This window comes from Alteromonas sp. KUL42 (genome assembly GCF_006538325.1).
GTDB lineage: Bacteria > Pseudomonadota > Gammaproteobacteria > Enterobacterales > Alteromonadaceae > Alteromonas.
In genome coordinates this window covers 27,729-41,693 of sequence record NZ_BJKK01000005.1, presented here as the reverse complement: position 1 = coordinate 41,693, position 13,965 = coordinate 27,729, and the positions used below count along the sequence as shown (strand labels likewise).

The following is a 13,965-nucleotide window of genomic DNA, read 5'->3' as shown; positions in this document are numbered from 1 at the left end:
AAAAGTTACAGCTCCGCAAAGTTTTTTAACAAAGCCACGCCATTGTGATGGCTCTTTTCTGGGTGGCATTGAATACCATAAACGTTTTCATGATTAACAACACAAGCGTAATCAAAGCCGTAATTTGCAGAGGCGATAACATCGGCTGAATTAACACACTCAAAATAGTAGGAGTGTAAGAAATAAAACCTTTTATGGTCATCTAAATTGGCTATTAATGAGGATGACTTAAGTTGCGTTATGTTATTCCATCCCATATGGGGAAGCGGGTACTTTTTTGCTTCCCCTTCATTTGCAAAATGGAATTTCTTAACGGTTCCGTTAATCCAGCCAAGTCCGTCACTCTTTCCCTCTTCACTGCTCTTGGCCATCATTTGCATACCAACGCAGATTCCGATCACAGGGATTTTTTTTCTCAAAACTAAATCGTCTAACGTATCACGCAAGCCTGAATTATTGAGTTTGTGCATAGCGTGATCAAAAGCACCTACTCCAGGAAGTATTAGTTTACTGGCTTGCTGTAATTGTTCGGCTGTAGAAGCATAACAGGCTGGTATATTTAGCCTTTTGTATACGTTAGCGAATGCCTTAATATTTCCGAGGCCATAGTCCACTATAGTAATCATCGCTTAATTGATCTCTCTACTCCGATAGCTTTCAATACTTTGGCACCGAGGTCGAATAAAGATTGCTGGTTTTTGTAATCCTTATATGACTTATTTGGTTGATCAAAATACATTTGCAATTCTTCAACGCTAATGCCTAACTTAGTCGCAATGTACTCAAAATCATGTTTGGCATCCTCGTCAGAAATTGCAGGTGCTTGCAATTTTTCTAACGCCTCTTCACGCGTCATCTGGCCGGTCAATATGAGGCTAGAATATTGTACTTTTCGGGTATCAAAACCAAATTTTTTTGGTAACCAGTATCCTTCATAAAACTTAGTGAAGCGACTCTCGAAGTGCTTTTGCGGATAGGGTATCCAGCCGTACTCGTCAGCCAGAACTTGCATAGCCTCTTCTTTTATATAAGGAAAATAATTCAGCGGTTTTACCACCTGAACCCTTTGAATATATCTTAAATAGAGTTTGTGCCTTAAAACACTACTAAAAGGATATGTTTTCATTGGGTTGGTCCCAAAGCGCTTGCGTATATCGCGTATTTGAGCCATATCTGTGCCGTAATATATCCACTCTAGAGGGTTTCGCACACATTCAGTAGAAATATTCCCTCCGTTTAAGATATATTTGATTTTGTATTTCGCAGCGAAGTTATACAGGGTTGCAACGAACGCATGGTCTTGTGGAACGTCAATATTCGAAACACCAGCTTTAAAATACGCAAGCTGGAAATCCTTCATCTCTTCCCAATTTATCACTTCGGTATAAAGATCAAGCCCTAATTTTTCGATCATAACATTTATGTTGTTAACGGCTATTTGTGAGTTCCACCCGCCATCAACATGAAAGACCAAAGGACGCAAACCGTATTCTTTTACAGCGACATGAAGTAAATAAGAACTGTCAGCTCCACCACTCATTCCAATGATGCAATCGAAATCACGATTTTTGCCATCTTCTTTAATTTTGGATATTGTTTTTTTTAGCTCGATATCGCCACGTTCATCAGTAAACCAGTTTGGCTTAACATTTTGCTCAAAGTCATTACAGTGATCACACACGCCGTTTTCATCAAACACGATTTTAGAATCTGTTGTGTCCATCACACAACGCGTACAAATCTGAAAATTTTCCATTAATTTATCCATTACTAGCGCTAAGCTTTGACATATTCTTTGTATTTTGGGTGTGCACTCCTGTACACCTATCTACGAAACCATTGATAATAACATGGCAGCGACAGACTACCATAATAATTGAAGACATCTTAATCTGATGTTAACTAGAGCGTGTTTATCTTTATTCATAAATTGTGTGTGCGGTTTTTTTGAGTCAGAAAATCGCAAATGTACTGCGGTTTGATATACCACAATTAAGTGTATTTATGAGTGCGCGGCTAAAAAATAAATAATCATAAGCACGCTCTAGTGCTTCGTTTATCACCGATATTTACTTCATTTCGTTGATTGAAGTTTGAATATTGTAATATTTTCTACGGTGCGACATAGGGAAGCGACGCTTAGGTTAGCATTATTGGTTTGGAGGTTAATATAAAAAAGCGAAGAGTGAGTTGTCAGCTTCGAATTGCCTGAAAACAAAGTAGAAATAAAGGCAGGTACACGCACTCAAATTACATGTGTATAAATGTATGCTAGAGTGGAAATAGTTGCATAGCAAAGCATTACGTTTTTCTTTGAAAAGCATATTTAGCTGAAGTTAATATGCAAGAGTAGTTCAAGTTACGTATTGAGTGAATAGAATGAAAACGATATTTATAGCTGGACACCAAGGAATGGTTGGCTCTGCATTAGTAAGAGAGCTTTCAAAACGACCAAGAACACATATTATTACTCGAAGTAGAAGTGAACTGGATTTAACACAGCAACAGGAAGTCAGAGCCTTTTTTTCTCATAACCAAATTGACGAGGTATATTTAGCTGCTGGTAAGGTCGGGGGTATTTATGCAAATGATACATATCCTGCTGAATTCATCTATCAAAATTTAATGATTCAATCGAATATCATACATGAGGCGCATAAACACGACGTACAAAAATTACTCTTTTTGGGGTCTAGTTGCATTTATCCAAAATTTGCTGAGCAACCAATCGTTGAAAGTGCGCTTTTGACTGGGCAGCTCGAAAAAACCAATGAACCATACGCAGTTGCGAAAATTGCTGGAATTAAGCTGTGTGAAAGTTACAACCGTCAATATTCACGTGATTATCGATCAGTAATGCCGACTAATCTTTACGGACCAAACGATAATTTCCATCCCAAGAACTCTCACGTAATCCCCGGTCTTCTGCGCAGATTTCATGAAGCTGCACAACGAGGTGATAATGAAGTAATCGTGTGGGGTAGTGGCAAGGCACGACGTGATTTCTTGCACGTAGATGATTTGGCACTAGCGTGCATTAATGTGTTAGAAGCCGATAGTAATTTGTATGATTCACTAACACAACCGATGATGAGTCATATAAACGTGGGGTCAGGTAGAGATTATAGCATTGAAGAGTTGGTGCTAACGCTAGCTAAAGTAACTAACTTTCAAGGAGATATAGTTTGGGATCGCTCAAAGCCAGATGGCACGCTGAGAAAATTAATGGATACCTCGCAAATCACGGCGCTAGGTTGGTCATTTAAACACAATCTTGAAGAAGGGTTAATGGCAACGTATAAATGGTACTTGAACAATGAATGTTCAGTGTCAAAATAAACCTTCACTTATATTTTCGCAGCTTTTGCATAATGAGTAGTTTTGTAAACTGCTTTATTTATTTTTGTTCGTTTAAAACAGTGCTGTTAGTTTGTATACTCAGTATTTTATTGTTCGTTAGGACGCACTCTGCCCTCATTTTACAAAGGAATATTCTATGAAACCAGTTGTGTTAGCTGGAGGCTCTGGCAGTCGACTTTGGCCTAAATCACGCGCCGCCCTTCCAAAGCAGTTTTTGTCCTTAACCTCACAAAATACTATGTTACAAGATACCGTGATGCGGTTAGATGGGATTAGAGCACAGGACCCTATTTTTATTTGTAACGAGGATCATCGATTTCTGGTAGCTGAACAGTTGCGCCAAAAAGGCATTTCTCACAGTGGCATTTTGCTTGAACCGATTGGTCGCAACACTGCCCCTGCAATTGCTTTGGCTGCGCTTCATGCTACTAAAAATGAAGAGGATCCATTACTACTGGTACTCGCAGCAGATCATCTTATTAAAGATCAAGCGGCGTTTCATACCGCAATCAAGAAGGCTGAAGTACTTGCAAATCAAGGTAATTTGGTTACTTTCGGCATTGTCCCTGATGCACCTCATACGGGATATGGCTACATAAAATCTGGGAATGCGCTAGATGTGGGTTTTATCGTTGATGAATTTGTTGAAAAGCCCGATGCCGTGACGGCCAAATCTTATGTAGAATCAGGTAAGTATTATTGGAATAGCGGCATGTTTATGTTCAGGGCTAGTCGTTATCTTGAAGAGCTTAAAAAACATAGCCCTGAAATATTCGAAGTATGCGAACAAGCAATTGACACAGAAACACCAGATCTGGACTTTATCAGAGTAGATAGAAATATATTTACTACCTGCCCTGATGATTCAATAGATTACGCAGTGATGGAATTCACCTCCAGTGCTGCCATGGTTCCTCTTGAGGCTGGGTGGAGTGACGTTGGTAGTTGGACTTCACTTTGGGAAACTGCAGAAAAGGACGATAATGGAAATGTTTGTGTTGGTGACACAATATTAGAGAATACAAACAACAGTTATATTAATGCTGAGCAGCGTCTTGTATCAGTGATTGGGTTGAACGACGTCATTGTGATAGAGACAAAAGACGCTGTAATGGTGGCGCATAAAGATGATGCACAAAGTATTAAAAATGTTGTAAACCGATTGAAATCGGAAAAACGTCCAGAGTTTGAATTTCACCGTGAAGTTTTCCGCCCTTGGGGTAGTTATGACTCCATTGACAATGGCTCAAGATTTCAGGTTAAGCGTATTTGTGTCAAGCCAGGTGAAAAGCTGTCTGTTCAAATGCACCATCATAGAGCTGAGCACTGGATTGTAGTGTCAGGTAGTGCCAATGTCACTATCAATGATAATACAAAGTTAGTTACAGAAAATGAGTCTGTGTATATCCCTATTGGTGCCATACATGCTTTGGAAAACCCAGGGAAAATACCGCTTGAACTTATTGAAGTCCAGTCTGGAAGCTATTTAGGGGAAGATGATATAGTGCGCTTCTCCGATAGGTATGGTCGCGCCCCTTCACAGACATAGTTAAGAGCAGAATTTGTTACTAGTATCTTCAATATGAAATTGATGCTCTCAACATACTACGAGACTTTATGCTATATCTGCCCCCTTTTATATTTTGGGGACCCTTATTATTTATGGCAGGTTTTGTCTTAGATTCACTGCCATTATAATGAGTGAGAAGCAAAAAAATGATTCAACAAGAAATTAAAAAAAATGGAGTAGAACTCAACTCAGATGAAGTTGACCTAGTAGACCTGATATTTGACATAAAAGGTCGGTGGAAAACGTTAGTATTCGTGACCTTCATAGGGGCTTTATTGTCTATTATTTTATCTTTAATCTTACCCAAAGAATATTCGAGTTCTGTAGAGTTTTCGTTACCTACTGACGCAGATGTACTTGAGTTAACAAACCATTCACTCATAGAATTTGACAAGGAAGATGTATTTCTCCGATTCTTTAACAAGTTAAAAGCTGTCGATAACTTTACTAGCTTCCTTAAAGAAAATAACTTATTACAGCAGCTTTACCCAGAAGCGACGGAATCTGAAAGCATTTTAATTTCTAAAAGCGTCAGTGGCCTCTTTTTCAATGTTTTAGAGCAGAAGTCTACAAACCCTCCAGATCTTCAATTCCCAACAAAAGTGAGTATTCAGTTTACCCACACTGATGAAGCACTTTTAGTGAATATCTTGAATGAGTATGTAAAGTTCACAGCAGATGGGTTGCTATCAGAGATATCAACGCAATCTAATGCGATTAGAGCAATAAAAGTAGAAGAGCTAAATGAGCGAATGATTGCCTTACGTGAAGCTGCTCAACTAGAACGCCAGCGTCAGATTGCATTATTGGAAGAAGCAAATTCTCTAAAGTTATCTCAACTACACCAAAGATATGATTTGGTTTTGGAAAAAAGTAAGAAAAATAATGTAACTCAAATTTTAGAGGCAAAAGAAGCACTACAAATTGCCCAAAAGCTAAACATAAAACTACCTACTTCAATAAGTGACTTTGGTAATACCGAAAGGGATATTCCTCTAACAAATGTTAATATTTCAGAAAACTTTTCACTTCCTCTTTTTCTTATGGGGACAACTTACCTTAATTCGTTGATCGAAGCTTTAGAAAGTCGTAAAAACCAAGAGTTTTATGTTGAAGCGCTAAATGAGATTGAATCCGAAATTCAACGCATTAAAGACGATAAGTTACTAGAAAGTCTTAAGAGTAGGGTTTCAGACGATAATCATATTGAAGAATTAACTGAAATCAAATCAAAACTTCGAGAGCTAAAACGTGTACAGCTGAAGTTCAAGGCTGGAACAATGCCGATAACTATTGCTAAATCAGCCATACAAAGCGGTGAGGCATATGCGCCCGATAATGTGGTTATTGTAGTGATTGGTACGCTCGCTGGGTGTTTTATTGGAGCTATTATTTGTTTACTTATGGCCGCGTTAGAAAGGAGAAAGTTACTTCCTAGTTAAGACTGGTTTCTTGAGAGTGTTTCGTGTATGAACAAACAAAGATAACTTAGTCAGTTATAGAGTTATCTGAAAAGAATATAGTCTATCCATATATCTCACTACGTTAATTGTAGATGGTATTTCACCGACTAAGCGAAAGGCTACCAGCGACAAGAAACCAACAACGAGTAATACTCACACACTCCCTATAATTCTTCCCGAGCTTGAACGAATTTAATCATTGAAAAGAAGGTTAATGAATTGCGATCTGTTTGCGGTTTATAATGATATTTAGATAAGAGAGAAAATATGCCTTTGAACCCAATATTACAGCAAGCTCTTCTTCGGTGAATGGACTAGAAATAGTAAAAAATTGAAGTGGGAATGCGCGAGGGGCATTTATGTGCTGCTGGTGGTTCACAATGACTTTGCTAGTACAAAGCCAGAAGGCGGAATTACTTAGATACTAAAGGCATCTGGTAGTGGTTATACGTAAGGGTATTCAGGATAAACCAAGTATGAAAGATTTATCTCAATCCACATTGGCTGTTGTTGGGCTAGGTTATGTAGGGTTACCACTTGCTGTAGAGTTTGGAAAGTATTTTCGGACTATAGGGTTTGATATTAGTGAAGAGAGAATTCAAGAACTTAATAATGGAATTGATTCCACACTAGAAGTTGAGCCGGCAACTTTGAAATCCCTCGACAAACTTACATACAGCTGTGAACTATCTGATATAGCTAGTGCGAACGTTTTCATTATTACTGTTCCAACGCCAATTGATGAGAATAATGCGCCAGATCTTACATCTTTGAAAAAAGCATCTGAGGCTGTAGGAAAAATTCTTAAAAAGAATGATGTAGTCATTTACGAATCTACTGTTTTTCCAGGAGCCACAGAAGAAGTATGTATACCTATCATTGAGAATATTAGTGGTTTTAAATTTAATACAGATTTTTTTGTGGGATACTCTCCTGAGCGAATAAACCCAGGGGATAAAGTTAATACATTAACGACTATTACGAAAATTACATCAGGTTCTAATGAGGAAACCGCTACTTTTGTGGATGAGTTATACCAGGTAATCATAACTGCGGGAACACACAAGGCCTCTTCAATAAAAGTAGCAGAAGCTGCAAAGGTAATTGAAAATACACAAAGAGATTTGAACATTGCTGTTATTAATGAGTTTGCAAAAATATTCAATCGATTGCATATCGATACTGAAGAAGTTCTCGATGCCGCAGGAACGAAATGGAATTTCCTAAAATTTAAACCTGGACTAGTTGGTGGACACTGTATTAGCGTCGACCCATATTACTTAACTTACAAAGCAAAAGAGGTTGGTTATAACCCAGAAGTTATATTAGCGGGACGACGTATTAATGACGGTATGGGAATGTATGTTGTCACTCAACTAGTCAAAGCTCTCGCTAGCAGAAAAATAACCATAGATGAAGCAAGAGTCCTTGTTATGGGTTTTACCTTCAAAGGCGACTGTCCTGATGTCAGAAATACCAAAATCATTGACATTGTCACGGAGTTGAAAGATTACAGCATGTCTGTAGATGTTTATGATTCATGGGCAAACCCAGAAGAAGTTAAGCATGAATATGGAGTCGAATTAATAAAAGAACTCAAGTTGGGAACTTATGATGCTTTAATTCTTGCCGTCGATCATAGTGAAACAAAGAAAATGGGGATTGATGCAGTAAGAGCCCTAGGAAAAGAAAACCATGTGGTATATGACGTCAAACACGTGTTTGGTATTCATGATTCAGACTTGAGGCTGTAACAGATGAAAAACTTCGCACTTATAGGTGCATCCGGTTATATAGCACCACGCCACATGAAAGCAGTTCAGGAAACCAATAATCATTTGAGCGTGTGCTACGATATAAATGATTCTGTAGGCATTATTGATAGTATTTCTCCCGCCAGCGAGTTTTTCACTGACTTTGAACGCTTTTACGACTATGCATATCGATTGAAGCGAGATGACCGTACCAAATTAGATTTTGTAAGTGTTTGCTCTCCAAATTATCTACACCTCTCTCATATCACCGCAGGTTTGCGGTTGGGGTGTGATGTTATATGTGAAAAGCCTTTAGTTCCTTCATTAGAAGATTTAGATGAGCTTGTGCTAGTAGAAAAGGAAACTGGTAAGCGAGTATTCAACATTTTACAGTTGCGTCATCATCAAGCCTTAATTGACTTGAAGAATAAAGTAGCAGAACAGCAAAGCGGCGATAAGTACGAAGTTGAACTTACTTATATCACTTCTCGAGGTAAGTGGTACATGGAAAGTTGGAAAGGAGATCCTCGTAAATCCTATGGAATAGTAACTAATATTGGTGTCCATTTCTTTGATATGCTGCATTTCATTTTTGGTAAATTGCAAAGAAACGATGTGCACATTATGAATGAGAATAAAGCATCGGGTTTTCTAGAATATGAAAAAGCGAGAGTGCGTTGGTTCTTGTCAATTGATGCAAAAGATTTGCCTGGTGTCGTGAAAGGCAAGCAACCTACCTATCGCTCTATCACGGTTGATGGAGGCGAGATAGAGTTCTCTGGAGGCTTTACTGATTTGCATACTGTTAGTTATCAAAAAATCCTAGCTGGTGAGGGATATGGTATCGAAGACGCGCGTCATTGCATTGAAACAGTAAACTGTATTCGTAATAGTCCAATCATAAAAGGTACTGAACAGGAATTGCATCCATTTACAAATAAGATCATTCGCTCATGAGTAATTACTATGTACATGAGAGCGCTATCATCGACGATGGTGCCTTTATAGGTGATGGCTCTAGAATTTGGCACTTTACTCATGTCTGCGCAGGTGCGCGTATCGGAAGAGGAGTTTCTCTGGGACAAAATGTGTTTGTTGGCAATAAAGTAAATGTTGGTGACAAGTGTAAAGTGCAAAATAACGTGTCAATTTATGATGGTGTTTATTTAGAAGAGGAGGTTTTCTGTGGTCCCAGCATGGTATTTACCAATGTATATAATCCTCGCTCCGGTATAGAACGCAAGAATGAGTATCGACAGACATTGGTGAAACGCGGAGTAACGTTGGGCGCCAATTGTACCATTGTATGTGGTGTAACAATCAATGAGTATGCCTTTGTCGGAGCGGGTGCAGTCATTAATAAAGATGTTAAAGCATACGCCCTGATGGTGGGGGTTCCTGCCAATCAAGTTGGTTGGATGAGTGAGTTTGGTGAACAGTTAGAATTACCTATTACGGGTAATGGAAAGTGTAAATGCCGACACTCTGGAGTAACTTACGTATTGAATGATGGACAATTGAGTAAAGAGGGCTGAGTTGCAATTTATTGATTTAAAACGCCAATATGACTACCTCAAGAAAAAAATTGATGCTCGAATACAAAGTGTACTTGATGATGGCAACTATATTTTGGGTGCAGAAGTACAAGATCTTGAGTTCCAACTAGCTCGGTTTGTTAACACCAAGTATGCTATTACTTGCGCGAATGGTACTGATGCATTGCAATTGGCACTTATGGCGATCGGTGTGAAGCCTGGTGATGCGGTTTTTTGCCCTACGTTTACTTTTTTTGCGACCGCAGAAGCGATAGCCTTTTTGGGTGCTACGCCTGTTTTTGTCGATGTGGATGCTACTAGTTTTAATATCTGTACTACTGATTTGCGTAAAAAAACTAGAGCAAGTCTTATTAGAAAAAAAGCTAAAGGCAAAGGCCATAATTGCAGTAGATTTGTTTGGTTTACCTGCCGATTATCCTGCAATTGAAATGTTATCGAATGAGTTTGGATTGAAAGTTATTGAAGACGCTGCGCAGGGCTTTGGCGGAAACATCAATGGCAAACGTGCAGGCTGTTTTGGTGATATAGCAACTACCAGCTTTTTTCCCGCCAAACCTCTTGGTTGTTATGGTGATGGCGGAGCTCTATTTACGAATAGTGACGAACTAGCCATGCTAATTCGTTCATATGCTATTCATGGTAAAGGTACTGACAAATACGACAATGTTCGAATTGGAATGAATAGTCGCCTTGATACCATTCAAGCAGCTATCTTACTTGAAAAGCTCTCTGTATTTGAAAATGAACTAGATGCTCGTAACCGAATTGCAGCACGTTATAGTCAAGCCTTGGGCAAAAAGTATAAGGTCCCGCAACTGCCAGAACGCTACTTTAGCTCTTGGGCTCAGTACACATTGGTGTCTAATGAGCGTAATGTGGATATTCAAAAGCTCAAGGATGCAGGTATACCAAGTATGATTTACTATAAAACTTGTATGCATCAGCAAACGGCGTTTGCGAATGAAGTAAGCTCAAAACAGTCATTCCCTATTGCCACAAAATTGTCTAAACAAGTGTTTAGCTTACCCATGCATCCTTATCTAAGCCCAGAAGAGCAAAATCTAATTTGCGACACTCTTCTTTGTGATGGATAAGGTATTTCATCCATGTTGAATCGCTTACTACCCCGAAGTGAATTCGTACGTAATGTGTTAACACTGATAACGGGTACCACGATTGCGCAAGCAATCCCCATCGCAATTGGTCCCATTCTTACCCGAATTTACACGCCGGAAGAGTTTGGGTTATATGGAATTTTTATTGCAATTGTCTCTATTGTTTCCGTTGTTGCAACGGCGCGTTATGAGTTAGCTATAATTCAACCAAAACTAGATAAAGATGTTAATCATTTAGTCGCCTTGTCTATCTCAGTAGCTACATTTATATCAATGGTTGCACTGGTTCTTGTACTTTTGTTCGATCAAGATATCGCTGATTTTGTAGATAATCAGGATATAAAACCTTGGCTGTACTTTGTTCCAGTAAGTGTGTTTTTGGTTGGCGTATTTCAAAGTTGCAACTATTGGCACAGTAGGCTGAAACGGTATGCCGCTATCTCTAAAGCCAAAGTCGCACAAAGTGCGGGTAACGTGAGTATTAACCTTGTTGCAGCACCACTACAAGTTAACGGATTAGGGTTGATATTAGGCCATGTTTTGGGCCAGATAGTTGCAGTAATAGTGGTGCTAAAGCATCTGATTAGGTCTTGTCGTAAGAAGAATGTGACTTCTGTGGTTAGATGTATTGCGCTAGCAAAGCGATATCGAAATTTCCCCCTTTGGTCTACACCAGGGGCCTTGTTAGATAGTGCATCAATGCAACTTCCAGTTCTCCTTATTTCACGTTTTTTTGATGTGGCTACAGCTGGCTTTTTTAATTTCACCTATCGTTATATCGGTGGGCCACTGGCTTTGGTATCTCAGGCATTAGCACAAGTTCTATTGCAGAAGATATCAACAGAAGACCACCGTCAAGTTTACCCTTTTGTCCTGTTGGTTCTTCGCCGGTTGTTATTGGCTTCTATCCCCTTTGTTGGTGTCATTTATTTTTTTGGGGAGTTTGTTTTTGGCTTAGTTTTCGGTGAGGCCTGGCGCGTTGCAGGTCAGTATGCTTCAATTCTTATTTTTTCTATTGCTGTACGTTTTATTGTTTCACCGCTGTCTATGGTCCTAACTCTTGAACGGAACGTGAAGCTTGGCGTGTGCTGGCAGGCTATGTATTTCGTCAGTGTTACAAGTACATTAATTGTTGTAAGTGATTGGACAATAATGGACTTTCTCGTCGCTTTCGTTATTCAAGATGTCGCACTTTACGGTATTTATTTGTGTATTATTCTCTTGGCTTCCAAAAGGATGACGACATGTGTGGAATAAGCGGCGGTTGGTGGAGTAGGCCGTCAGACCAACTTGAAAAAAAAATACAGGCTTCTCTGGATAAAATGGAACATAGAGGTCCAGATGACAATGGTTATGTATTGCTTCCTTGTGATAGTGAAACGGTAGTTTTCGGTCATACGCGACTTTCTATAATTGATTTGTCGAGTGGTGGTCATCAGCCAATGCTTACTCCTGACAGCCGTTATACGATGGTTTTTAACGGTGAAATTTATAATTATTTAGAATTAAGGGGTGAGCTACAAGAAAAAGGTATTGAATTCACTACTCAGTCAGATTCAGAAGTATTGCTTCAAGCTTTTATTCATTGGGGAAAGGAATGTTTGCAGCGATTAGATGGCATGTTCGCTTTTATAGTATTTGACACGCAAGACAAAACTCTGTTTTGTGCTCGTGACCCGTTTGGTATCAAACCTCTTTTCTATCGCGCAGAGAAAGACTGTTTTGTCTATTCTTCTGAATTACCATCTTTGCTGGCATTGTGTGAGGAAGTTGCACAACCCAATCTTCAAAGAGCATATGACTATCTGGTTTATGGTGAATATGACTCCAATAGCGATACTTTCATTGATGGAGTAAAGCAACTTCGCCCAGCTCAATATATGACAATGAAAGTTGGCGATACTAGCTCTATCAATGTTTCTACTTGGTGGAGAGCTGAGGACGTTCCTCTAAGTAATATGACCTATGAGCAGGCTGTTACTGAAGTAAGAACTGCATTTTTAGATAGCGTTCGATTGCAACTTCGTTCTGATGTTCCTTTAGGCGTTGCGCTGTCAGGCGGCATTGATTCTTCATCAACAGTGTGTGCAATGCGTAAAGTTGCTCCAGAAGCTGATATCCATACTTTTTCATTTGTAGCCGAAGATAGTGATCTGTCAGAAGAAAAATGGGTTGACAGAGTTAACGCATTTATTGGAGGGAAGCCAAACAAAGTAGTAGCTACTGGGCACGAGTTAGCCAATGATCTTGATAAGATGATTAAGGTGCAAGGAGAACCTTTTGGCTCAACCAGCATATATGCTCAGTATCGTGTTTTTTGTTTAGCTAAAGCTGCTGGTATTACAGTAACTCTCGATGGGCAAGGAGCAGATGAGCTATTGGCGGGATATGATGGATACCCAGGACAGCGTTTAAAAAGCCTACTTGATAATGGACAAGTAATTGGTGCAGTGAAATTTCTTAATAACTGGAGAAAATGGCCAAACAGAAGCCTTAAACAAGGTTTGGCATATCTTGGTCAAGTACTACTTCCTGATTTTGTATATAGCTCTTTTCGACAACTCAGTGGGAAAGGGGCAAAGCCCGCGTGGTTGAATATGGCTAATTTGATACAACAAGGCGTTGTAGCAAAAGAGAATAGGATAAAGCCTAGTGCATCAATTAAAGGTAGGCGTGTGACTTCCTATTTGAAATACACATTATCTCGAAGGAATTTGCCCGCTTTACTTCGCCATGCTGATAGAAACGCAATGGCGTTTTCAATAGAGAGTCGAGTGCCATTTTTAACTCTTCGGTTTGCAGAGCTTTTACTTTCATTGCCCGAGCCGTTCTTAATTTCAGATAAAGGCGAAACCAAGCATGTTTTTAGAGATGCAATGCGAGGTATAGTACCAGATGATGTTTTAGATAGAAGAGATAAACTGGGGTTTAGTACTCCTGAAAAGGATTGGTTAATGGGTATGAAGGAAACGGTTCGCCGGTGGTTAAATGAGTCTGAGAACATTCCCTTTATAAACACTAAAATTATGCTTCAAGAGTTTGACCAAATTATAGCAGGTGAGAAAGACTTCAGTTGGCAAGTGTGGCGCTGGGTAAACTATTGCCGATGGTATAAATTATTTATTGAACGACAGAATGTTTAATAAT

12 protein-coding genes are annotated in these 13,965 nt (G+C 39.2%); 10 read left to right on the top strand and 2 right to left on the bottom strand.

Annotated elements, in window-relative coordinates; genetic code table 11:
* Positions 1-5: 5 nt before the first annotated feature.
* Together hisH and EYR97_RS08940 are read right to left on the bottom strand one after the other, a co-directional pair.
* Entirely contained in the window at positions 6-626 is a 621-nt protein-coding gene (hisH, locus tag EYR97_RS08945) for an imidazole glycerol phosphate synthase subunit HisH (protein WP_131093502.1), read from the bottom strand.
* Positions 623-1,756, bottom strand: coding sequence for an N-acetyl sugar amidotransferase (locus tag EYR97_RS08940; RefSeq protein WP_207308049.1), 1,134 nt, complete (start codon positions 1,754-1,756; stop codon positions 623-625). Before EYR97_RS08940 ends, hisH begins: the two co-directional genes overlap by 4 nt.
* A 623-nt stretch (positions 1,757-2,379) precedes the next feature.
* Between EYR97_RS08940 and EYR97_RS08935 the strand changes: the two genes are divergently transcribed.
* From EYR97_RS08935 to asnB, 10 genes are all read left to right on the top strand, one after another.
* Positions 2,380-3,339: a GDP-L-fucose synthase gene (locus tag EYR97_RS08935; RefSeq protein ID WP_131093500.1), complete on the top strand. Its 960-nt coding sequence runs from the start codon at positions 2,380-2,382 to the stop codon at positions 3,337-3,339.
* A gap of 157 nt (positions 3,340-3,496) precedes the next feature.
* Positions 3,497-4,909 carry a mannose-1-phosphate guanylyltransferase/mannose-6-phosphate isomerase gene (locus tag EYR97_RS08930; RefSeq protein ID WP_131093499.1) on the top strand — a complete coding sequence of 471 codons (1,413 nt, stop codon included), beginning with the start codon at positions 3,497-3,499 and terminating at the stop codon, positions 4,907-4,909.
* A 167-nt stretch (positions 4,910-5,076) separates the two neighbouring features.
* A complete protein-coding gene (locus EYR97_RS08925; RefSeq protein WP_131093498.1) occupies positions 5,077-6,372 on the top strand; it encodes a Wzz/FepE/Etk N-terminal domain-containing protein in 1,296 nt (431 codons plus the stop codon).
* Positions 6,373-6,869: 497 nt separating this feature from the next.
* Positions 6,870-8,147 (top strand): nucleotide sugar dehydrogenase, encoded by a 1,278-nt coding sequence (locus EYR97_RS08920; protein ID WP_131093497.1) that lies wholly within the window; start codon positions 6,870-6,872, stop codon positions 8,145-8,147.
* Between the two features lie 3 nt (positions 8,148-8,150).
* Positions 8,151-9,104: a Gfo/Idh/MocA family protein gene (locus EYR97_RS08915; RefSeq protein WP_131093496.1), complete on the top strand. Its 954-nt coding sequence runs from the start codon at positions 8,151-8,153 to the stop codon at positions 9,102-9,104.
* Positions 9,101-9,682, top strand: coding sequence for an acyltransferase (locus EYR97_RS08910; protein WP_131093495.1), 582 nt, complete (start codon positions 9,101-9,103; stop codon positions 9,680-9,682). Before EYR97_RS08915 ends, EYR97_RS08910 begins: the two co-directional genes overlap by 4 nt.
* A gap of 1 nt (position 9,683) precedes the next feature.
* Complete coding sequence (locus tag EYR97_RS22330) at positions 9,684-10,130, top strand: aminotransferase class I/II-fold pyridoxal phosphate-dependent enzyme (RefSeq protein ID WP_242634964.1); 447 nt, start codon at positions 9,684-9,686, stop codon at positions 10,128-10,130.
* Positions 10,096-10,797 (top strand): DegT/DnrJ/EryC1/StrS aminotransferase family protein, encoded by a 702-nt coding sequence (locus tag EYR97_RS08905; RefSeq protein ID WP_404840961.1) that lies wholly within the window; start codon positions 10,096-10,098, stop codon positions 10,795-10,797. The genes EYR97_RS22330 and EYR97_RS08905 overlap by 35 nt, the downstream gene beginning before the upstream one ends.
* Before the next feature lie 12 nt (positions 10,798-10,809).
* Complete coding sequence (locus EYR97_RS08900) at positions 10,810-12,075, top strand: lipopolysaccharide biosynthesis protein (RefSeq protein WP_131093494.1); 1,266 nt, start codon at positions 10,810-10,812, stop codon at positions 12,073-12,075.
* A complete protein-coding gene (asnB, locus tag EYR97_RS08895) occupies positions 12,063-13,961 on the top strand; it encodes an asparagine synthase (glutamine-hydrolyzing) (protein ID WP_131093493.1) in 1,899 nt (632 codons plus the stop codon). Before EYR97_RS08900 ends, asnB begins: the two co-directional genes overlap by 13 nt.
* The last annotated feature ends 4 nt before the right edge of the window (positions 13,962-13,965 follow it).

Coding starts and splice junctions, on each gene's coding strand:
- hisH (WP_131093502.1), bottom strand. CDS start 626: ATGATTACTATAGTGGACTATGGCCTCGGAAATATTAAGGCATTCGCT.
- EYR97_RS08940 (WP_207308049.1), bottom strand. CDS start 1,756: ATGGAAAATTTTCAGATTTGTACGCGTTGTGTGATGGACACAACAGAT.
- EYR97_RS08935 (WP_131093500.1), top strand. CDS start 2,380: ATGAAAACGATATTTATAGCTGGACACCAAGGAATGGTTGGCTCTGCA.
- EYR97_RS08930 (WP_131093499.1), top strand. CDS start 3,497: ATGAAACCAGTTGTGTTAGCTGGAGGCTCTGGCAGTCGACTTTGGCCT.
- EYR97_RS08925 (WP_131093498.1), top strand. CDS start 5,077: ATGATTCAACAAGAAATTAAAAAAAATGGAGTAGAACTCAACTCAGAT.
- EYR97_RS08920 (WP_131093497.1), top strand. CDS start 6,870: ATGAAAGATTTATCTCAATCCACATTGGCTGTTGTTGGGCTAGGTTAT.
- EYR97_RS08915 (WP_131093496.1), top strand. CDS start 8,151: ATGAAAAACTTCGCACTTATAGGTGCATCCGGTTATATAGCACCACGC.
- EYR97_RS08910 (WP_131093495.1), top strand. CDS start 9,101: ATGAGTAATTACTATGTACATGAGAGCGCTATCATCGACGATGGTGCC.
- EYR97_RS08900 (WP_131093494.1), top strand. CDS start 10,810: ATGTTGAATCGCTTACTACCCCGAAGTGAATTCGTACGTAATGTGTTA.
- asnB (WP_131093493.1), top strand. CDS start 12,063: ATGTGTGGAATAAGCGGCGGTTGGTGGAGTAGGCCGTCAGACCAACTT.